This is a genomic window from Pseudomonas sp. NPDC087803 (assembly GCF_044742995.1).
In the GTDB taxonomy this organism is placed as follows: domain Bacteria; phylum Pseudomonadota; class Gammaproteobacteria; order Pseudomonadales; family Pseudomonadaceae; genus Aquipseudomonas.
On the sequence record NZ_JBIUVO010000010.1, the window covers coordinates 91,435 to 111,679 of the forward strand.

The window sequence follows — 20,245 nt, forward strand, 5'->3', positions numbered from 1 at the left end:
CCGGCCTGAAAAGATCGCAGCCTTCGGCAGCTCCTACAGTAATCGGGGCTGATTCCGAATACTGTGACCGACATCAATCCCTGTAGGAGCTGCCGAAGGCTGCGATCTTTTCTTCAGTCGAACATGAAGAGGGCGTCATTGCTGAACTGCGCCTCGAACCGGCTCGCCGGCATCGGCCGTCCGAACAGATAGCCCTGCACTTCATCGCAACCGTGCTCGCGCAGGAAGTCCAGTTGCTCATGGGTTTCCACGCCTTCGGCGATCACCGCCAGATTGAGGCTGTGGGCCATGGCGATGATCGCGCGGGCGATCTGTGCATCCTGCTCGCCGGACGGCAGGCCGTCGACGAAGGTGCGGTCGATCTTCAGTACGTCGATCGGGAATTGCTTGAGGTAGTTCAGCGACGAATAACCGGTACCGAAGTCGTCGACCGCGATGCTCAGGCCGAGGTTTTTCAGCCCGGCGAGGATCTGCATCGCCTCGCTGACTTCGCGCATCAGGATACTTTCGGTCAGTTCCAGCTCCAGACACGCCGGCGGCAGCCCGGTTTCGCGCAGGATGGTGGCGATGCGCGTACCGAGTTGGCCATCGGAGAACTGCCGCGCCGAAATGTTCACCGAGACCTTCGGTACGCGCACGCGGTTCTGGTGCCAGGTCTTGAGCTGACGGCAGGCTTCGCTGATCACCCAATCGCCAACGTCCACCACCAGACCCAGCTCTTCCAGCACCGGAATGAAATCCCCCGGCGGCACCAGTCCACGACGCGGATGACGCCAGCGCAGCAGCGCCTCGGCGCCGGTCAAACGCTTGCCGTCGCCGCTGAATTGCGGTTGGTAATACAGGACGAATTCGTTCTGTTCAAGCGCATGGCGCAGGTCGCTTTCCAGCTCCAGACGTTCCAGCGCACTGGCGTTCATGTCGGCCTGATAGAACTGGAAATTGTTCTTGCCGCGTTCCTTGGCGTGGTACATCGCGGTGTCGGCGTTTTTCATCAACTGGCTGAGTTCGTTGCCGTCCTGCGGGCTCAAGGCAATACCGATACTGGCGGTGACGAAGAACTCGCGACCTTCCAGCACGAACGGTCGCACCAGGCTGGCAAGGATCTGCTCGGCCACATGAATCGCCCGGTTCAGCGCCAGCTCGCGGCTGGAGCGGTGTTGCAGGAGCAAGGTGAATTCGTCGCCACCCATGCGCGCCACGGTGTCGTCATCGTCGACGCACGCCAGCAAGCGCGTGGCCATGTCTTTCAGCATGCGGTCGCCGGCGGCGTGGCCGAGGGAGTCGTTGATCGGTTTGAAGCGGTCGAGGTCGAGGAACATCAGCACCACCCACGACTTCTGCCGTTCGGCCGATTGCAGTGCGGTGTGCAGACGATCCTGGAACAGCGTGCGGTTCGGCAGGTGGGTCAGGGCGTCGTAGTAGGCGAGGCGATGGATGCGTTGTTCGCTGGCCTTGCGCTCGCTGATGTCGCTGAAGAAGCACACGTAACTGGCGAGGTCGCCTTCATCGTCGAGCACCGCGGTGATGCCGACCCACGCCGGGTAATGCTCGCCGTTACGGCGCTTGAGCCAGACCTCGCCTTCCCAGGTGCTGTGCTGATGCAATTGCTTGAGCACGTAGCGCAGGTGCGCGTCCTGTTGCTCGTCGACGGTGAGCATGTTCGGCAACTGATCGAGCACTTCCGACACCGCGTAACCGCTGACCCGGCTGAAGGCTTCGTTGGCCTGCACGATGTAGCCGGCGGGGTCGGTGATCAGGATCGCCGAGGTCGAGTGCTCGAAAACCGTGGCGGCCATGCGCAGGTCTTTCTCGGCGCGGCGTTGCTGGCTGATGTCGCGGCCGACGCCGAGCACGCCTTCGAACGCACCGTGTTCGTCCCACACCAGCACCAGCCGCAGTTCGATCGGGATCTTGCGGCCGTCGGCGCGCAGGCAGTCGAACAGGAACATCTGGGTCTGCACCTGGTTGCGCAACACGGCCAGTTGTTCAGGCTTGTCGAGGGCCTTGCTGACCCGATCCATCAGCGAGTAGATGCCGCTCAGCTGTTGCGGGTTGGCGATGGTCGATTGCCAGCCGTTCTGGAAAATCCACTCGGCGTCGTAGCCGAGCACCGCTTGCACCGACGGGCTGACGTAGTTCAGCGACAGCTTGCTGTCGGTGGAGAAAATCACGTCGCTGATGCTTTCGGCGAGCATGCGGTAACGCTGCTCACTGTCGCGCAACGATTCGCTGGCCTCGATCTGCTCGGTGATGTCTTTGGCCACGCCAATGATCCGCGTGACTTGATCATGCTTGTCGCGGGCCAGCGCCTGTTCGCGAATGTCGAAGCGTCGCCACTTGCCGTCGCGATGACGGAAGCGCAACTGGCATTGCAACAACTGGCTGTACCCGGCGTGCCGCTGCATCTGCCGCGAGCGATGGTAGTAGTCGGCGTCTTCCGGGTGCAGGAGGATTTCCCAGAAATACTCGCCCATCTGATGCAACTCGGTGCGGTTGTAACCGAGGGTCTGACCGAGGTGGTGGTTGCTGAAAATCATCCGCTGGCTGATTACGTCCTGCACGTACAGATGATCCGGCACGGTGCGCACCACATCCGACCAGAAGCCTTCGCGTTCCAGCAGCGACAGTTCGATCAGCTTGCGGCTGGTGATGTCGTTGATGCTGAGGATCACCGCTTTATAGTCGTGCTGTTCCTCGGGCAGGCGCAGAACCATCCACAGGTGCTGGTCGCGGCCGTTGATGTCCGGCCGCCTGATTTCCAGTTCCAGCTGATTCTGCTGCTGCAGGACCGCGTCGAGCACCTGGTTGCCGATGGCGCACTGGCTGTGCGGGTGGCCGTCGATCAGCAACTGCCAGGCGTGCTCGCAGGAATTGACATTGAGCAGTTGCAGCGCCACCTGATTGACCTCGGTGACGCGCAGTTCTTGCAGCAGTTGCTGGCGCTGGGCCGGTTGGTCGAGCCAGGCCTTGAGCTGGTCGCTGGTCTGGATCTGCGCCTTGTCGAATACCTGCTTGAGGCCGGACAGGTCGAGCACGCACAGGGCGACGCCGGTGCCTTCAAAGATGTCCTGATAACGTCGGCGCCCTTCATGCAACTGGCGTTGGCGGCGGCGCATGTTCAGCAGTGCGATCACCGGCAACATCGAGAACGCCAGGCCCAGCAGGCATTTGCCGATGAACGCCGGCAGCAGTTCTTCGAGCACGCGCTGACGGTCGAACAGCCCGCGCAACTGCCAGTCGCTGCTGCTCAGCGGCACGGTGAGCACGGTGTTGGCCAGGTCGTCCGGGCTCAGCACCCCGGGCCGGGCAGAAGACAGTGCTTCGTCGCGGCTGATGATCTGATGGTTGAGGCGGTTTTCCACCAGCCACAACGGGCGGATGCCGGTTTCGCCCTGCTTGCTCAGCGAGTCGAAGAAGGTCGGGGTCAGGCGCAATACCCAGTAGCCACGCGTGCTGCCGCTGGCCTGATGCAATAGCAGGTGCACCACCGAGCCATCGTCGGCGTTGCTGAAGTAATGCGCCTGGGCGCGGCTGCGGCGCACCAGTTCACTGAGGTAATCGGCGTCGTGGCTGTCGCTGGCGCTGTCGTTGAGGATTTTCCCGGACGGGCTGAGCAGGGCCAGGCTGCGCAGGTCCGGCAGCGATTGCTGGAGCTTGCGCAGCAGCGCCTGCTGTTCGTCGGCCGACTGCGGCTGTTCGACGATCGGTAGCAGGTTGAGGGCGATTTGCGCATTCAGCGACATGTTCAGGCTGACCTGCGAGGCGAGGTCGGCGGTGTAGTCGATGGTGTACTGGCGCTGGTTTTTCTGGGTCTCGCGCAATTGATCGAGCAATTGCCAGAACAGCAATGCCAGCAGCAAAAGCACCAGCGTCGCCAATGCCCCCTTCAATGTTCCGCGCAGGGGCGAGCCGGTCCCCGGATTGGACGCGCTCACAGAAGCTGGCGGGGTAACGTTGGACAAGCTGTAATCCTGCGGTTTGGCTGGACTGGCGCGACGTGCACTATAAGCCGGACGCCCGAAGGGCGGCTAGCATGCCTTGAGTTGTGGCGAAGTGCCAGCCCCACTCGGCTGGACTGCCTTCCGTCATTCAGGTAGCTTTGCCGGTTACGCGGGAGCGTTCCAGCTCCTAGACTCAGGTTTTTTTAGCGCGCACGCCTTGATGGCCATCAAGTGGTCAAGTGAACGACGCGCATCGGCCTGGCCGGGCATCGCCTGCGCTCCAATCATTCATCTGTCACTGACCCAAGGTTCTCCATGGCTCAATACGTCTTCACCATGCATCGGCTGGGCAAAGTTGTTCCGCCGAAGCGGGAAATCCTGAAAAACATTTCGCTGTCATTCTTCCCCGGCGCCAAGATCGGCGTACTCGGCCTCAACGGTTCGGGTAAATCCACGCTGCTGAAAATCATGGCCGGCGTCGACACCGAGTTCGAGGGCGAAGCCCGTCCGATGCCGGACCTGAACATCGGTTATCTGCCGCAAGAGCCACAACTTGATCCGACCAAGACTGTGCGTGAAGTGGTCGAGGAAGCGGTCAGCGTGATCAAGGATGCGCAAGCGCGTCTGGACGAGGTCTACGCCGCTTACGCCGATCCGGATGCCGACTTCGACAAACTGGCTGCCGAGCAGGCCAAGCTCGAAGCGATCCTGCAGGCCAGCGATGGTCACAACCTCGAGCGCCAACTGGAAGTCGCTGCCGACGCCCTGCGTCTGCCGGCCTGGGACGCCAAGGTCGAACACCTGTCCGGTGGTGAAAAACGTCGTGTGGCCCTGTGCCGTCTGTTGCTGTCCGCCCCGGACATGCTGCTGCTCGACGAACCGACCAACCACTTGGACGCTGATTCGGTAGCGTGGCTGGAGCACTTCCTGCACGACTTCCCGGGCACCGTGGTTGCGATCACGCACGACCGTTACTTCCTCGACAACGTCGCTGGCTGGATTCTGGAACTCGACCGCGGCGCGGGCATTCCTTACGAAGGCAACTACTCGGGTTGGCTCGAAGCCAAGTCCGATCGTCTGGCGGCCGAATCCAAGCAGCAGTCGGCTCACGAAAAAGCCATGAAGGAAGAACTGGAGTGGGTGCGCAAAGGCGCGAAAGCCCGCCAGTCGAAATCCAAGGCACGTCTGCAACGCTTCGAAGAAATGCAGTCGCAGGAATTCCAGAAGCGTTCGGAAACCAACGAGATCTACATCCCGGCCGGTCCGCGTCTGGGCGACAAGGTCATCGAATTCAAGAACGTGACCAAGGGCTACGGCGATCGCGTGCTGATCGACAACCTGTCGTTCTCCATGCCGAAAGGCGCCATCGTCGGCGTGATCGGTGGTAACGGTGCCGGTAAATCGACTCTGTTCCGCATGCTCATGGGCAAGGAAACGCCGGATTCCGGCACCATCGAAGTCGGCGAAACCGTGCAACTGGCCTGCGTAGACCAGAGCCGCGAAGACCTCGACGGCAGCAAGACCGTGTTCCAGCAGATCTCCGATGGTTCCGATCAGATCCGCATCGGCAACTACGAGATCCCGTCGCGCACTTACGTCGGTCGCTTCAACTTCAAGGGCGGCGACCAGCAGAAGTTCGTCAAGGACCTGTCCGGTGGTGAGCGCGGTCGTCTGCACCTGGCACTGACCCTGAAAGAGGGCGGCAACGTCCTGCTGCTCGACGAACCGTCCAACGACCTCGACGTTGAAACCCTGCGTTCGCTGGAAGAAGCCCTGCTGGACTTCCCGGGCGCCGCCATTGTGATCTCTCACGATCGCTGGTTCCTGGACCGCGTCGCGACGCACATCCTGGCGTACGAAGACGACTCGCAAGCGGTGTTCTTCGAAGGCAACTACACCGAGTACGAAGCCGACCGCAAAAAGCGCCTCGGCGAAGCGGCAGCCCAGCCACACCGGGTACGCCACAAGAAACTGGCCTGATATCAGGTTGGTTGCATGAAAAGCGGAGCCTTCGGGCTCCGTTTTTTTTGAGTTTTTTTCAGTGATACCGAGTCGTGGCCATCGCGAGCAGGCTCACTCCTACAATTGGAATGCGGTCTCCTGTAGGAGTGAGCCTGCTCGCGATATCGGTGTAACTGTTGGTGCATTGCTTGAATTCAGACTCCCCATTCAGGTGCAAAACCAGCTCAAAAAACCACCTGATTTATATCCTGTGCACCATTTAATTTCATAACTGCGACATTTTGCGCTGTTCCTGTGCGCAAATCGTTTGCTACAGTCCGGCTCAATCGCTTCCAACGACAATAAATTTGCCGAGACTTTTCCCATGATCGAATCCGTCGAATCCTTCCTTGCCCGACTGAAAAAACGCGACCCGGATCAACCCGAATTCCACCAGGCTGTCGAAGAAGTCCTGCGCAGTCTGTGGCCGTTTCTCGAAGCCAATCCGCGTTACCTGACCTCGGGCATTCTGGAGCGCATCTGCGAGCCGGAGCGGGCGGTGGTGTTCCGCGTGTCGTGGGTCGACGATCAGGGCAAGGTTCAGGTCAATCGCGGTTTCCGCATTCAGATGAACAGCGCGATCGGTCCGTACAAGGGCGGCTTGCGCTTCCATCCTTCGGTGAACCTGGGCGTGCTGAAGTTTCTCGCCTTCGAACAGACGTTCAAGAACTCCCTGACCTCGTTGCCCATGGGCGGCGGCAAGGGCGGCTCGGACTTCGATCCGAAGGGCAAGAGCGACGCCGAAGTCATGCGTTTCTGCCAGGCGTTCATGAGCGAGCTGTACCGCCACATCGGCGCCGACGTGGACGTGCCGGCCGGTGACATCGGTGTCGGGGCGCGGGAGATCGGCTTTCTGTTCGGTCAATACAAGCGTCTGAGCAACCAGTTCACCAGCGTGCTGACCGGCAAAGGCATGACCTACGGCGGCAGCCTGATTCGCCCGGAAGCCACCGGTTTCGGTTGCGTGTACTTCGCCGAAGAAATGCTCAAGCGCCGCGGGCAGACCGTCGAAGGCAAACGCGTGGCGATCTCCGGTTCCGGCAACGTCGCCCAATACGCAGCGCGCAAAGTCATGGACCTCGGCGGCAAAGTGATTTCGCTGTCCGACTCCGAAGGCACGCTGTATTGCGAATCGGGCCTGAGTGAAGAGCAGTGGCAGGCGCTGCTGGAACTGAAAAACGTCAAACGCGGACGCATCAGCGAATTGGCCACCGCGTTCGCTCTGGAGTTCCGCGCCGGTCAGTTGCCGTGGTCGCTGCCGTGCGACATCGCGCTGCCCTGCGCCACGCAGAACGAACTCGACGCCGACGCCGCGCGTACGCTGCTGCGCAACGGCTGCGTGTGCGTGGCAGAGGGCGCGAACATGCCGACCACGCTGGAGGCTGTGGATATCTTCATCGAGGCCGGCATTCTGTTCGCCCCGGGCAAGGCGTCGAACGCTGGCGGCGTGGCGGTCAGCGGTCTGGAGATGTCGCAGAACGCCATGCGGCTGCTGTGGACGGCGGGTGAGGTGGACAGCAAACTGCACGCGATCATGCAGTCGATCCACCATGCCTGCGTGCATTACGGCGAAGAGAACGGAAGGATCAACTACGTCAAAGGCGCGAACATCGCCGGCTTCGTCAAAGTCGCCGATGCGATGCTCGCTCAGGGTGTGGTTTAAGCCGGTTCGATGCGAATCACTTCAATCACCTGATCGCCAGCGGGGCGCTGCCACAGCACTTCGTCACTGAGCCGGGCACCGAGCAGCGCCCGGCCCAGCGGCGAAGCCCAGTTGATCAGGCCCTGACTGGCGTCGGCCTGATCTTCGCCGACCAGTTGCACCCGACTTTCGGTGTTGTGTTCGTCGGCAAAGGTCACCCAGCTGCCAATCTGCACCTTGTCAGTGGAGGTTGCGGGGGCAGCGACCTGGGCGCTACTCAGACGTTGATTGAAATAACGCAGATCCCGTTGCAGATCGGCCAGTCGTTGCTTGTCGGCCTGTTCGCCCTTGGCCGATTGCTCGGCGTGCAGGGCTTGCAGCTCGGCGACTTTGGCCTGCAACTGCGCCAATCCTTGGGGGGTGACGTAATTGGGCTGCGCGCTGACCTGCCGTTCGACGGGCTGATCGGCTTGCGCGGCGGCGTTGTCTTCGTTGACGAAAGCGCGGCTCATGGTGTCCTCCTCGTATGAGGTTTGGGCCATGCTCGCAGGCATTTGGTTTCACTGGATGTCTGGAAGCGACCTATTGCGAGCGATAAGCCCGCCCGGCGTCCTGGTCTTTCTGCTGCTGCCAGGCGCGCTCGCGTTCGTCCCAGTGCTCGTTGCGATAGTCTTCGCGGTCCTTGTTCTCCAGCATCGCCTGACACTGGCGAAAGCCATCGGTCCAGCCTTCTGCGTATTGCTTGTCCTTGAGATAGCGCGGCACGTTCTTGCGAAACTCGCCGCTGATCGAACCGGCGGCTTGCCGGCCACTGACGCAGCCATCATCGAAACCGTCGGCGAAGGCCGGTGGATAACCTTTGGCGATCAAGTCTTCGTGGGTGGTCTGGCACCCCCCGAGAAACAGCAAAACACCCAACAGCCCCGCACACCGCCACATCGCACTCTCCCGCGCCGATTTTCGGCTTATGGGGAAAGTCTAGAAGGTGATTCGTTGATGGGGTGTGAAAGGAAGATCAAAAGATCGCAGCCTGCGGCAGCTCCTACAGGAAAAATGCATTTCCAATGTAGGAGCTGCCGCAGGCTGCGATCTTTTAATAGTGATACCACTTCACTTCGAGCATCACTTCGGTTTCCGGCGTCGCCACATGACTGAATTCACGCTGTGCCGTCAGGCGCAAACCGAGGTTGCGCGACAATTCCCACTGCTGGTTCAGGCTCAGGCTGCGGCGTATTTCACCGTTGGTGAAATAGTCGCCCTTGGCCTCTACGCTCAGATTGCCCAGCGGGTTTTTCCACAGCACGCCGCTGTTGAAACCAGCGGCCGGCGTGACGAACCCGGCGAAGTCATTGTTGTGCTCGATGCGCACGGTGCCGAGGGCAAACCCGAGTGTGTCTTCGCCCAATTGCCAGGTGCCGCCCGCGCCGCCGTTGACGTGGCTGACCAGGTTCTCGTCATCATGCTTGCCGGGTACGCGCTCGAGGCCGCCGGTGACTTGCCACGACAGCGGCTGCAGCAACTCATTGCGCGGGGTCAGCGAGCGGATGGTCGCCAGGTCCAGTTGCTGGAATTGCCACTGGTTGCCTTCGTACTGGCGCAGCTTCATTTGCAGGATTTCGATCTGCGCGCCGAGGGGGAAGCTTTCGGCGTTGTCGTTGAGATCGTGATAGGCCATGCGCAAGCCGTACTCACCGAAGGCACGATCACCCCGGGTGCCGACGCCGGCCTGCCAGGTGCGTGATTCATGGCCGTCTTCGGGCAGGCCCGGTTGTGGGATCTGCAACTCCGGCGCCGGGTTCTTGTTGATCGCCCGCAGCAGTTCGAAGCTGCGCTGTGCGCGTTGCGGATCACGTTCCTGACCGTTGGCGCGGTAGCGTTCCAGACGATACGCGGCGTCGATGATCAGCGCCTGACGATCCCGGGGCAGGGCCTTGAAGGTCGGCTCCTGTAACACCTGTTGATCGGCGCTGACTTTCAGCACCCATTGCTGTTCTTCCTTGTTCAACGGCTCGGCGCGGCTGAGCAGCTCACGCTCGCGGGACGGGCGATATTCGATACTTTCCACCAATCCGGCCTCTTTCACCGCTTTGACCGTGTCGGTAGGGATCGCGGTCAGCGGGAATTGCTCGGTCAGGCGCAGACTCGGACGCGCCACTTGCAGCAGTTCAAGCAGTCGATACGAGCAGTTTTCGTCGAAGAAGAAATAGTCGAACTGGATCTGCTTCAGCTCCCACACATGCTCGACCATGCGTGCGGTTTCTGCTTGGGTCAGGTTCAGCCGGTATTCCCACAGGTCGCGGTTTTCGAGGCTGCGGTACTCGGAAAGTTTTTCCTGATACGGCACCAGCGCGAACAGCCCCGGATAGCCGCCCATCAAGCCTTTCCAGGCGTAGAGAATGCTGTTGTCCGAGCCTTCGATATAGGCGCCGAAGTTGATCGCGTAACTCAGCAGCGAAGTCTTGTCGGCCTGTACGTCAGCCTGATCGATGCGCAGCAGGGTGTGGCCAAACATCGACGATGGGCTGTTGAGATACGCCGCCGGGAAGATCATCACCGCACTGTGCGGCGAGACGTCCTTGAACCATTGTTTGAATTCGGCGCAATCGGGGGCGGGCAGGTCGGTGAGGTTGAGCTGCGCTTTCAGCCAGCGGGTGCGCGCCGGGTAAACGCACTGCGCGTGTTGCTCGCCAAGACTGGCCGGGGCGTACAGCGCTTGCACGGTGGCGGCCAGTTCACGGTCGGGGTGTTCGTTGCCATCGGGCGCCAGAAAGAACTTCTTGTCGCTGACATAGCTGCGCCAGCCGCCAAGCTTGGCGGTTTCGTAGTGACCGAGGGAAATCCAGAAACGGTCGTTGGCCAGTTGCTGCAAACGTTGAGGGTCGACGTGAGGCGCGGCGGACAGCGGGGCGCAGACACAGAGCGCCAGCCAGGCAAGGCGTTTGAGCATAGGTGGCAACTTAAGTCGAAAGAAAATAAAACCCGGATCGGGCTGCGATCACTCCCCTGTGGCGAGGGGATTCATCCCCGATGGGCTGCGAAGCGGCCCTCATACCTGCAAAACTCGGTGTATCAGATACACCGAATTGAATGGTTTCACGACTGCTCCGCAGCCGATCGGGGATAAATCCCCTCACCACAGGTTCAGCGTCACATTCGAGTGATTGCACTCAAAACAAAACCCGCTTCCCGAAAGAAGCGGGTGGGGTCGAGCTTAAGCCTGAGTTGCGTACTTGGCCAGACGTGGGTCCGACTTCAGCACGGCCAGGGTGTTGGTATGCACGTCTTCGGCGGTCACGTCAGCTTTGCTGAAGATCTGCTGGAAGTGCTCGTGAGTGACAGCCGCGAAGTGCGCGCGATCTTCCGGCGCCACGCCCAGTACCACGGCGTAGGTCGTCAGCGCTTCGCCGTTGCCCTTGGCCATGTCTTCGGACAGCTCGTTCATCATGCCATTCATGGCGAACCAGGATTTACCGCCGTAGGTCAGCGACGCGTTGGTCGAGCAACCGTTGGTGCCGGAAGTCATACCGAACGTAGCGTTACCGGAGGTGCCGTTAGTGGTGGAGGCCAGGAAGTGTGCCGGGGTGCCACGCTGACCTTCGAACAGCATGTTGCCCCAACCGCAATCCGGGCCACCCGGGGCTTGCGCCATGGCGTTGATGGAAACAGCGGTGAAGAGAGTACCGAGAAGAATCCGTTTCATAGCTTTGTTCTCTTTGTGTGCATACCAATGGACAGGGTTCTGGCCCCCCAAGCTCTGTGTTCACAGACCCTTAAAGCGCCAGTGGGCCGGTATTAGTTCCAGCCGCGCAGTTTGGAGTTTAGGCAGGTTCCGGGGGTTCCGTGATTTTTTACAAAAGATTTGGCGATAACCCCGGATTCACGGGCCCCGCTTCGGGGTTGGCCGGTTGTCTATGCTTTGTCGTGTGGCGCGCCTTGCCAGTGGGGTACGGGCAGCGCCAGAATGCCGCTATCTGCCCCGCCTGATTGTTAAGGAAGCCCGATGCCTGATCCTGTTGCTGCCAGCTTGCGTCTAGCGCCCGAAGCGCTGACCCGTCCGTTTTCCGCTGAACAGTTCAGCTTCACTACCACCAATGATCTGGAGCCCTTTCGCGGTGTGCTTGGCCAGGAACGTGCGGTCGAAGCCTTGCAGTTCGGTGTGGCCATGCCACGCCCCGGTTACAACGTCTTTGTCATGGGCGAACCCGGCACCGGCCGTTTCTCGTTCGTCAAACGCTACCTGAAAGCCGAAGGCAAGCGCCTGCAGACCCCGGCGGACTGGGTCTACGTCAACAATTTCGATGAGCCACGCGAACCTCGCGCACTGGAATTGCCTTCTGGCACGGCGGCCTCTTTCATCGGCGACATCAACGGGCTGATCGACAACCTGCTGGCGACGTTTCCGGCGGTGTTCGAACACCCGTCCTACCAGCAAAAGAAAAGCGCCATCGACCGCGCTTTCAACCAGCGCTACGACAAGGCGCTGGACGTCATCGAGCGTCTGGCCCTGGAAAAAGACGTCGCTCTGTATCGCGACAGCAGCAACATCGCCTTCACCCCGATGCTCGAGGGCAAGGCGCTGGACGAGGCCGAGTTTTCGCAACTGCCGGAAGCCGAGCGTGAGCGTTTCCACGAGGACATTTCCGGCCTCGAAGAACGTCTGAACGAAGAACTCGCGAGCCTGCCGCAGTGGAAGCGCGAGTCGAACAATCAGCTGCGCCAACTCAACGAAGAAACCATCACCCTGGCCTTGCAGCCATTGCTCTCGCCGTTATCCGAGAAGTACGCGGAAAACGCTGCGGTCTGCGGTTACCTGCAAGCGATGCAGGTGTATCTGCTGAAAACCGTGGTCGAGCAACTGGTCGACGACAGCAAGACCGACGCCGTGGCGCGCAAGCTGCTCGAAGAGCAATACGCGCCGAGCCTGGTGGTCGGGCATCCGGCCAGCGGCGGTGCGCCGGTAGTGTTCGAACCGCACCCGACCTACGAAAATCTGTTCGGCCGTATCGAATACACCACCGATCAGGGTGCGCTCTACACCACCTACCGCCAGTTGCGCCCGGGTGCGCTGCACCGTGCCAACGGCGGTTTCCTGATCCTTGAAGCGGAAAAAATGCTCAGCGAGCCGTTCGTGTGGGATGCGCTGAAACGTGCCCTGCAATCGCGCAAGCTGAAGATGGAATCGCCGCTGGGCGAGATGGGCCGTTTCGCCACCGTGACCCTCAACCCGCAGCACATTCCGCTGCAGGTCAAAGTGGTGATCATCGGTGCGCGGCAGTTGTACTACACGCTGCAGGACCTCGATCCGGACTTCCAGGAGATGTTCCGGGTGCTGGTCGACTTTGACGAAGACATCCCGATGGTCGACGAAAGTCTGGAGCAATTCGCCCAGTTGCTGAAGACCCGTACTTCGGAAGAAGGCATGGCGCCGCTGACCGCCGATGCGGTAGCGCGTCTGGCGACCTACAGCGCACGGCTGGCCGAACATCAGGGGCGTTTGTCGGCGCGGATCGGTGATCTGTTTCAACTGGTCAGCGAGGCGGATTTCATCCGCCATCTGGCCGGCGATGAAATGACCGATGCCGGGCACATCGAGCGGGCGCTGAAAGCCAAGGCCACCCGTACCGGTCGGGTCTCGGCGCGAATTCTCGACGACATGCTCGCCGGCATTATTCTGATCGACACCGACGGCGCCGCGGTCGGCAAGTGCAACGGGCTGACCGTGCTCGAAGTCGGTGACTCGGCGTTCGGTGTGCCGGCGCGGATTTCCGCCACGGTGTATCCGGGCGGCAGCGGCATCGTCGACATCGAGCGTGAGGTCAACCTCGGCCAGCCGATCCACTCCAAAGGCGTGATGATTCTCACCGGGTATCTGGGCAGCCGTTACGCTCAGGAATTCCCGCTGGCGATTTCCGCGAGCATCGCCCTGGAGCAATCCTACGGTTACGTCGATGGCGACAGCGCGTCGCTGGGCGAGGCCTGCACGCTGATTTCGGCGCTGTCGAAAACCCCGCTCAAGCAGTGTTTTGCGATCACCGGTTCGATCAACCAGTTCGGCGAAGTGCAGGCGGTCGGCGGGGTCAACGAGAAGATCGAAGGCTTCTTCCGCCTCTGCGAAGCACGCGGGCTGACCGGCGAGCAGGGCGCGATCATTCCGCAGGCCAACGTCGCCACGCTGATGCTCGACGAGAAGGTGCTGGCGGCGGTACGTGCCGGGCAGTTCCACGTGTACGCGGTGCGTCAGGCTGATGAGGCGCTGAGCCTGTTGGTCGGCGAGCCGGCCGGTGAGCCGGATGCTGACGGTCAGTTCCCTGAAGGCAGCGTCAACGCACGCGTGGTGGAGCGTCTGCGGGTGATTGCCGAGATGATCAGCGAAGAGGATCTGAAAGAGGCGGAAAAGGAACTGGCGCAGGAGGCGTTGGCAGAGGCCAAACCAGCCTGACCGCAAACGCGGTAAAAATTGTGGGAGGGGGCTTGCTCCCGAAGGCGGTGTGCCAATCGACACATTAGTCGATTGAGACCCCGCCTTCGGGAGCAAGCCCCCTCCCACAGTTGTTTTCAAATTGGGGTTTGCGGTGATCTTCAGGAAAAGTGCCACTACTCTGACGTCAGAATTCACACAATGACCATTCGGCGCCTTCTGGTTCTATCCGGCTTGCGTGGCGGACTTTTCTTCTATTCTCTGCTCAAGGACATCGACAGTATCACTGGATCGAAACAGCCTTCGCGTGAAGGCTGAATACAGGCTTTACCGAGGGTCGCCGCCATGTCGCGCAACCTCTGCCTCACCCGTCAATGCCTGGGTCTTGTGACCCGCATCGAATGTGCCATCAAACCGCTGGCCGGCGATAACGGCATGTGGACCTTGCTCTTCGCGGCCGGCATGGCCGGCGAACAACCTTCCGCCATCAAGGCCCAAGGCCCGTTTCATGGGCCGGTCGCCGCCGAGTCGATTCTCGACACCATTGTTGAAAGCCTGACGATGCACGGCTACGAACTGGCCGACGATCCGCAGATCTGGAGCCTGCACCTGCAGGCACAGCTGCGCCAGATCAACGGTGGGCGCGGGCGCACGGTCGGCGTGTTCGACCACTAGGCGCAATCACGGCGCAGTGTCGGGCTGTTGCGCCTTGTCGAGCTTAACCTCAAAGCCGTATTGCACGGTATTGAGCTCGGTTCGCTGATAGGTCTCCACGTGCGTTGGACGGCCATAGAAGTAATGCACGCCGAACAGCGCCGGGCTTTCTGCGCCCGCATCATGACTGACCGAGAGAATCTGTTTCAGGTAGTTGCCGCTGTCGTCCTTGACGAAGAATCGCCAGGCGTTGGCCGGGAACAGTTTGAGGTCCACCACCAGCATGTTGTTCTTGATCTCCAGGCCTTTGGGCAGGGCCTTGGCGTCGTAGGCTTTTTTCTCCACGCTGGCGAGGAACAACGGCATCGAGCCCACGGCAATCGCCGGGGTTTCCGGGAACAGGTTCAAATCGTAAGTGATGGTCGCCTGTAGCGGATCGACCTGATAGGCCTCGGGCGGCAGCTCGATCGGCTCATCGAGTTTGCCGCTGCGTTTCTCGGTGAAGAACGTCACCGGGCTTTCTCCCGGGCTGAAATCATCACCGAGCAATTCATCGTTGAAGGTCCGCCGATGAGAGAACTCGATACGTGCTGCGCTCGGATCCTCCACGGACTGATGGATGCGGATGCCGGCCTTCAACGCTTCCTCGGTGAGGCTCGCGCCCTTGAGCCAGTTCGGCGCCAGATCGTCATACACCACCACCGCGGGGTCCAGTGGCTGGATGGCTTTTTCCGTGGTGTGCTGACTGAACGTGCGCACCGGCAGATCCAGTGCCTTGCGGGTCACGGTCGCCGATGAGAAGTCGAGCACGCTGACTTCCAGGGTGTCGATCGGGCCGTTGAAGTAGACCTTGTTGTAGCGGCGCGGGTGTTGCTGCTCGAAGGCGTGTTGATCGTCCTCCAGCTGTTTTTCCAGGGCCTCGGTCCAGGTTTTCTGTTGTTGCAGATGCGCCAGTTGTTTTTCGTAGAAGGCGACTTGTGCCGGGCTTTCGTTGATCGAACCGGCGCGCACCAGATATTGCCCGGTGGTGTCGCGGGCCTGAACGATCACTGGATTGAGCTGAGCACCTTCGACCTCGGGGGCCACTGGCAGGCTGTTGCTGAATTCGACTTCGGCGTAGTTCTTTGCAAGCTTCAGCAGAGTGACGCTGAGATTGTCGTCGGTGCGGGTCTGGCCGACATCCTTCTGGTTCAGGTTGAAGCTGAACAAGCGGCGCGGCGCGATGACTTCGACTTTGCCTTGCAGGCTCACCGGTTGTGGCTGGCTCTTCTTGTCCACGTCCAGCCCTTCAATGAACGGGTAGGTCACGGTCAGGTCATCGGGGTTGGTGACGTTGGAACTGGACGGGCTCAACTGAATGCCGGGATCGGTTTCCGACCACTCCGGTTGATAGGCGATCACCCGTTTGTTGCTCAGGGTTACCGACTGCCATTCCACGCCATGCGGGAACAGGAAACCGCCGGGAATGTTCAGGTTGAACGGGAATACCGGCTGCAGGTCGGTGAGGTAGTCGGAGCTGGCGTCCTTGTGCAGCACGAACAGGCCGTTGATGAAGGTATCGACCAGTGCCTGCGGGGAAGGGTAGTGCTTGAGGATGCCGAGGGTGTCGTCGCCGTAGACGGTTTTCAGCGGGGTGCTGTCGAGCTTGCGTTGCGCGCGTTCAAGCAGCAACAGCGAACCGCCGAGTTCGGTCACGGCGTCCTTGAGTTTCGGGTCGGTGATGGCGTCCAGTGAGTGTTCGAACGTAGCCGTCTTCGCATCGAGGCTGACCGCGGGTTTTTTGTCTTCGCCGGGAGAGCAGCCACCCAGCAGCAGAGCGAGGCAAACTCCGGCAGTTTTCAACGGTAATCGCACATCCATTTCCAGTCGTCCTGTCCACTTTCGCTAGGCGGTCAATGGTTTGGACAGTAGCAGAAAAAAATTCTCACACACACGCGGGTCGCGGTGATTGGAGGCGCGAGCCGGGCGGTTTCTGGCGGTCATGGACGGCTGGTATACTCGCCGCCGATTTCAATCCTTATTGTGTGAGAGTCAATGGAACGCTTTATCGAAAATGCAATGTACGCCACGCGCTGGCTGCTGGCGCCGATCTATATCGGGCTGTCCCTCGGGCTGCTGGCGCTGGCATTGAAATTCTTCCAGGAAGTGTTTCATGTCATTCCCAACGTGTTTTCCATGGCCGAATCGGATCTGATCCTGGTGTTGCTGTCGCTGATCGACATGGCGCTGGTGGGCGGCTTGCTGGTGATGGTGATGATTTCCGGCTACGAGAACTTCGTGTCCGAGCTGAACATCGACGAAGGCAAAGAAAAGCTCAGTTGGCTCGGCACCATGGACTCCTCGTCGCTGAAGATGAAAGTGGCGGCGTCGATCGTGGCGATTTCCTCGATCCACCTGCTGCGGATCTTCATGGATGCCAAAAACGTCGATCCCGAGCACCTGATGTGGTACGTGATCATCCACATGACCTTCGTGATTTCGGCGTTTGCCATGGGCTATCTGGACAAGCTGACCAAGCACTGATCATTGATTGATCGCTGCCAAAACACCGCCCGTCTGTTGCGAAACAGACGGGCGGTGTCGTTTGTGGCTTGTGCTTTGGTGCGCGCGGGCATATCCCTGTAAGGGTCTTCGCTCGCCATCGCATGAGGTGTGTTCATGAACCTGCAAGAGTTGAATGCGTTTGCCATTGCCAGAAAGGTCGATGAGCTGAACCTGATCTCCATGGAGGGCGGGCTTTATCTGCTTGAGGCGCGGATGCATGGGGCGGCGTATCCGCTGAGTGATCCCAAGGGCAAGATGCTGATGCTGCGTTCGGTGGAGCATGCGCGGGATGTGTTGCATAACTTCCCGGTGCTGCCGTTCAACCTTGTGCACACCTCGGTGCATGACGAAATGTGCGGCCTGGGCACCAGTGACGAGGAAAGCCTGAAACTGCCGCTCGCGTGGCGTTCGGCCCTGTAGGCGTTGCGCGCCATCGCTGGGCATCTGTGCTAGTCTGCTCGCCCTTTTAGGTTCCGGGCGCGCCGGGACGCGCTGTGCACGCACGGCAAGTCTGATGGCCGTCCGCACAGCGGAGCAGTGTCATGTCCGAAGTAAATCTGTCCACCGACGAAACCCGCGTCAGCTACGGTATCGGCCGTCAGCTGGGTGACCAGCTGCGCGACAACCCGCCACCGGGTGTCAGCCTGGACGCGATCCTGGCCGGTCTGACCGACGCATTCGCCGGCAAACCAAGCCGTGTCGATCAGGAAGCCATGTCCGCCAGCTTCAAAGTGATCCGCGAGATCATGCAAGCCGAAGCCGCCGCCAAAGCTGAAGCCGCTGCCGGCGAAGGCCGTGCTTTCCTGGCTGAAAACGCCAAGAAAGAAGGCATCACTACTCTGGCTTCCGGTCTGCAATTCGAAGTGCTGACCCAGGGCGAAGGCGCCAAGCCATCCCGTGAAGACACCGTGCGCACTCACTACCACGGCATGCTGATCGACGGCACTGTGTTCGACAGCTCCTACGATCGTGGCCAGCCAGCAGAATTCCCGGTTGGCGGCGTGATTGCCGGCTGGACCGAAGCGCTGCAACTGATGAATGCCGGCAGCAAATGGCGTCTGTACGTGCCGAGCGAGCTGGCTTACGGCGCTCAAGGCGTTGGCAGCATCCCGCCGCACAGCGTTCTGGTATTCGACGTCGAGTTGCTGGACGTTCTGTAATTCCAGGCCTGTCCCTGTGACAGGTCAATAATGTGGGAGCGGGCTTGCTCGCGAAGGCGTCCTTTCAGGCAACCCATTCGTTGCCTGACACAGCGCTTTCGCCAGCAGGCGGGCTCCCACAGTTTCCATGGCGCTGATCATATTTCGATCTTGTGATGCAGCTCATTGGTCGGGCGCAACGCCCGGGCATAGCAGAACAGGAACAGATTGCGCACCAGCTCCTTGAGCACCAGCGGTTCGCTGGAATTCAGGCTGCTGACGTCCAGATCACCCTGATCCTGCAATTCGTGCAGAGCCTCTTCTTCCAGAACCGCACAGACTTCTCCGGTTTCCCGATGCAGGATCCTGAGGTATGGGTGCGGGCGATCCAGCCAGGCGTCGATCAAATAAGTCATGGTTCTCATCTCCTTGAAAGGTTTCAATGAGAATAATTCTTATTCGTCAAATAGCAAGTGCCTATTGGCGGAATGCGATTTTTTCCGGGTAAAGATTGCGTAAGGTCAAAACGGCTGGCGTCTGGCTATTACGCGAGAATGCGGGAGGGGAAAGCGGCGAGGGTGAGGCACCATCCCACGCCAGGCGCGGGATGGAGGACAGCGGGATCAGACCTTTCTGACGAACTCGGACTTGAGCTTCATCGGACCGATGCCGTCGATCTTGCAGTCGATGTCGTGGTCGCCGTCGCACAGGCGGATGTTCTTGACCTTGGTGCCGACCTTGACCACCAGCGAGGTGCCCTTGACCTTCAGATCCTTGATCACGGTGATGGTGTCGCCGTCCTGCAGCACATTGCCAACCGAATCTTTCTTCACGGCATCATCGGACGCCACTTCGGCTTCGCCATTGGCCGACCACTCGTGGGCGCACTCTGGGCAGATCAGTTGGGCACCGTCTTCGTAGGTGTATTCGGAATTGCATTTCGGGCAGGGTGGCAACGTGCTCACTAAGGCTCCTTGGGATGTGGATCGCTAAAAGTCGCACATTGTATAAGGTTTTAGACTTTGATGGAGCCAAAAGCAAAAGATCGCAGCCTTCGGCAGCTCCTACAGGTGATAGGTAGGAGCTGCCGAAGGCTGCGATCTTTTGATCTTGCTTCAGCGATATCAGTGCGTGCGGGCGACCGCAAACTCGCTCAGTTCCACCAGTGCATCGCGGTATTCGCTGGCCGGCAGCGCGTCGAGGCACTTGATCGCACGGGCCACGTAGTCGCGGGCCAGTTGCGCGGTGTACTCCAGCGAACCCGACGCTTCCACGGCGATGCGGATGCTTTCGAGGTCTTCGATCCCGCCTTTCTGGATCGCCTGGCGGACCAGAGCCGCCTGTTCCGGCGTGCCTTCGCGCATGGTGTAGATCAGCGGCAGGGTTGGCTTGCCTTCGGCCAGATCGTCGCCGACGTTCTTGCCCAGGGTCTCGGCGTCGCCCTTGTAGTCCAGCAGATCGTCGACCAGTTGGAACGCCACGCCCAGGTGATCACCGAAAGTGCGCAGGGCTTCGCTCTGCTCGGCGGTGGCACCGGCCAGTGCGGCAGCGCTGTGGGTCGAGGCTTCGAAGAGCATCGCGGTCTTGCCGCGGATGACTTCCATGTAGGTTTCTTCGGTGGTGCTGGCGTCGCGTACCTTGGACAGCTGCAACACTTCGCCTTCGGCGATGATTCGCGTGGCCTGGGACAGGATCTTCATCACCGGCATCGAACCCAGTTCGACCATCATTTCGAACGAGCGTGAGTACAGGAAGTCGCCGACCAGCACGCTCGGAGCGTTGCCCCACATGGCGTTGGCGGTCGAGCGGCCACGGCGCATGCCGGACATGTCGACCACGTCGTCATGCAGCAGGGTCGCGGTGTGCAGGAATTCGATGGTGGCGGCCAGCAGACGCATGTCGTCGC

The 20,245-nt window shown here is 60.4% G+C and carries 16 protein-coding genes; 7 read left to right on the top strand and 9 right to left on the bottom strand.

Features of this window, described 5'->3' with window-relative positions; all coding sequences use genetic code 11:
* Nucleotides 1-113: 113 nt before the first annotated feature.
* Nucleotides 114-3,962: a cyclic di-GMP receptor MorA gene (morA, locus tag ACIOUG_RS09305; RefSeq protein WP_401064621.1), complete on the bottom strand. Its 3,849-nt coding sequence runs from the start codon at nucleotides 3,960-3,962 to the stop codon at nucleotides 114-116.
* Nucleotides 3,963-4,256: 294 nt separating this feature from the next.
* Here morA and ettA point away from each other — a divergent pair, with 294 nt between their 5' ends.
* Nucleotides 4,257-5,921: an energy-dependent translational throttle protein EttA gene (gene ettA / locus ACIOUG_RS09310; RefSeq protein WP_003228391.1), complete on the top strand. Its 1,665-nt coding sequence runs from the start codon at nucleotides 4,257-4,259 to the stop codon at nucleotides 5,919-5,921.
* Nucleotides 5,922-6,267: 346 nt separating this feature from the next.
* The gene (gene gdhA / locus ACIOUG_RS09315; protein WP_401064625.1) at nucleotides 6,268-7,605 is read left to right on the top strand and encodes an NADP-specific glutamate dehydrogenase; all 1,338 of its coding nucleotides are present in this window, start codon (nucleotides 6,268-6,270) and stop codon (nucleotides 7,603-7,605) included.
* Here gdhA and ACIOUG_RS09320 read toward each other — a convergent pair.
* The 4 genes from ACIOUG_RS09320 to ACIOUG_RS09335 form a co-directional block, all read right to left on the bottom strand.
* Entirely contained in the window at nucleotides 7,602-8,096 is a 495-nt protein-coding gene (locus ACIOUG_RS09320; protein WP_401064628.1) for a GreA/GreB family elongation factor, read from the bottom strand. The two genes, gdhA and ACIOUG_RS09320, sit on opposite strands and share 4 nt — an antisense overlap.
* 70 nt (nucleotides 8,097-8,166) lie before the next feature.
* Nucleotides 8,167-8,523 (bottom strand): hypothetical protein, encoded by a 357-nt coding sequence (locus ACIOUG_RS09325; protein ID WP_401064630.1) that lies wholly within the window; start codon nucleotides 8,521-8,523, stop codon nucleotides 8,167-8,169.
* 154 nt (nucleotides 8,524-8,677) lie between these two features.
* Nucleotides 8,678-10,531: a DUF4105 domain-containing protein gene (locus ACIOUG_RS09330; RefSeq protein WP_401064633.1), complete on the bottom strand. Its 1,854-nt coding sequence runs from the start codon at nucleotides 10,529-10,531 to the stop codon at nucleotides 8,678-8,680.
* Between the two features lie 264 nt (nucleotides 10,532-10,795).
* Nucleotides 10,796-11,284 carry a DUF3015 domain-containing protein gene (locus ACIOUG_RS09335; protein WP_007909797.1) on the bottom strand — a complete coding sequence of 163 codons (489 nt, stop codon included), beginning with the start codon at nucleotides 11,282-11,284 and terminating at the stop codon, nucleotides 10,796-10,798.
* 300 nt (nucleotides 11,285-11,584) lie between these two features.
* On the opposite strand from ACIOUG_RS09335, the gene ACIOUG_RS09340 reads away from it, so the two are divergent.
* Nucleotides 11,585-14,023: a Lon protease family protein gene (locus tag ACIOUG_RS09340; RefSeq protein ID WP_401064636.1), complete on the top strand. Its 2,439-nt coding sequence runs from the start codon at nucleotides 11,585-11,587 to the stop codon at nucleotides 14,021-14,023.
* Nucleotides 14,024-14,347: 324 nt separating this feature from the next.
* Entirely contained in the window at nucleotides 14,348-14,677 is a 330-nt protein-coding gene (locus tag ACIOUG_RS09345; protein ID WP_007963794.1) for a hypothetical protein, read from the top strand.
* 6 nt (nucleotides 14,678-14,683) lie between these two features.
* Here the strand turns inward: ACIOUG_RS09345 and ACIOUG_RS09350 are convergent, their stop codons facing one another.
* Nucleotides 14,684-16,516 carry a hypothetical protein gene (locus ACIOUG_RS09350; protein WP_401064639.1) on the bottom strand — a complete coding sequence of 611 codons (1,833 nt, stop codon included), beginning with the start codon at nucleotides 16,514-16,516 and terminating at the stop codon, nucleotides 14,684-14,686.
* Nucleotides 16,517-16,690: 174 nt separating this feature from the next.
* On the opposite strand from ACIOUG_RS09350, the gene ACIOUG_RS09355 reads away from it, so the two are divergent.
* The 3 genes from ACIOUG_RS09355 (at nucleotide 16,691) to ACIOUG_RS09365 (ending at nucleotide 18,360) form a co-directional block, all read left to right on the top strand.
* The gene (locus tag ACIOUG_RS09355; protein ID WP_007963798.1) at nucleotides 16,691-17,179 is read left to right on the top strand and encodes a TIGR00645 family protein; all 489 of its coding nucleotides are present in this window, start codon (nucleotides 16,691-16,693) and stop codon (nucleotides 17,177-17,179) included.
* A 135-nt stretch (nucleotides 17,180-17,314) separates the two neighbouring features.
* Nucleotides 17,315-17,620: a DUF6482 family protein gene (locus ACIOUG_RS09360; RefSeq protein WP_401064641.1), complete on the top strand. Its 306-nt coding sequence runs from the start codon at nucleotides 17,315-17,317 to the stop codon at nucleotides 17,618-17,620.
* A 122-nt stretch (nucleotides 17,621-17,742) separates the two neighbouring features.
* Nucleotides 17,743-18,360 (top strand): FKBP-type peptidyl-prolyl cis-trans isomerase, encoded by a 618-nt coding sequence (locus ACIOUG_RS09365; protein ID WP_003228367.1) that lies wholly within the window; start codon nucleotides 17,743-17,745, stop codon nucleotides 18,358-18,360.
* 137 nt (nucleotides 18,361-18,497) lie between these two features.
* Here ACIOUG_RS09365 and ACIOUG_RS09370 read toward each other — a convergent pair whose 3' ends face one another.
* The 3 genes from ACIOUG_RS09370 to ACIOUG_RS09380 form a co-directional block, all read right to left on the bottom strand.
* Nucleotides 18,498-18,755: a hypothetical protein gene (locus ACIOUG_RS09370; RefSeq protein WP_003228365.1), complete on the bottom strand. Its 258-nt coding sequence runs from the start codon at nucleotides 18,753-18,755 to the stop codon at nucleotides 18,498-18,500.
* Nucleotides 18,756-18,962: 207 nt separating this feature from the next.
* Nucleotides 18,963-19,304 (bottom strand): zinc ribbon domain-containing protein YjdM, encoded by a 342-nt coding sequence (locus ACIOUG_RS09375; RefSeq protein ID WP_003228364.1) that lies wholly within the window; start codon nucleotides 19,302-19,304, stop codon nucleotides 18,963-18,965.
* A 159-nt stretch (nucleotides 19,305-19,463) separates the two neighbouring features.
* Nucleotides 19,464-20,245: polyprenyl synthetase family protein (locus tag ACIOUG_RS09380; RefSeq protein WP_401064645.1), on the bottom strand; the 782-nt coding region annotated here is incomplete at its 5' end.

Bases quoted from the DNA above. Each gene is read 5' to 3' on its own strand.
- ettA (WP_003228391.1), top strand. From the start codon at position 4,257: ATGGCTCAATACGTCTTCACCATGCATCGGCTGGGCAAAGTTGTTCCG.
- gdhA (WP_401064625.1), top strand. From the start codon at position 6,268: ATGATCGAATCCGTCGAATCCTTCCTTGCCCGACTGAAAAAACGCGAC.
- ACIOUG_RS09320 (WP_401064628.1), bottom strand. From the start codon at position 8,096: ATGAGCCGCGCTTTCGTCAACGAAGACAACGCCGCCGCGCAAGCCGAT.
- ACIOUG_RS09325 (WP_401064630.1), bottom strand. From the start codon at position 8,523: ATGTGGCGGTGTGCGGGGCTGTTGGGTGTTTTGCTGTTTCTCGGGGGG.
- ACIOUG_RS09330 (WP_401064633.1), bottom strand. From the start codon at position 10,531: ATGCTCAAACGCCTTGCCTGGCTGGCGCTCTGTGTCTGCGCCCCGCTG.
- ACIOUG_RS09335 (WP_007909797.1), bottom strand. From the start codon at position 11,284: ATGAAACGGATTCTTCTCGGTACTCTCTTCACCGCTGTTTCCATCAAC.
- ACIOUG_RS09340 (WP_401064636.1), top strand. From the start codon at position 11,585: ATGCCTGATCCTGTTGCTGCCAGCTTGCGTCTAGCGCCCGAAGCGCTG.
- ACIOUG_RS09345 (WP_007963794.1), top strand. From the start codon at position 14,348: ATGTCGCGCAACCTCTGCCTCACCCGTCAATGCCTGGGTCTTGTGACC.
- ACIOUG_RS09350 (WP_401064639.1), bottom strand. From the start codon at position 16,516: ATGGATGTGCGATTACCGTTGAAAACTGCCGGAGTTTGCCTCGCTCTG.
- ACIOUG_RS09355 (WP_007963798.1), top strand. From the start codon at position 16,691: ATGGAACGCTTTATCGAAAATGCAATGTACGCCACGCGCTGGCTGCTG.
- ACIOUG_RS09360 (WP_401064641.1), top strand. From the start codon at position 17,315: ATGAACCTGCAAGAGTTGAATGCGTTTGCCATTGCCAGAAAGGTCGAT.
- ACIOUG_RS09365 (WP_003228367.1), top strand. From the start codon at position 17,743: ATGTCCGAAGTAAATCTGTCCACCGACGAAACCCGCGTCAGCTACGGT.
- ACIOUG_RS09370 (WP_003228365.1), bottom strand. From the start codon at position 18,755: ATGACTTATTTGATCGACGCCTGGCTGGATCGCCCGCACCCATACCTC.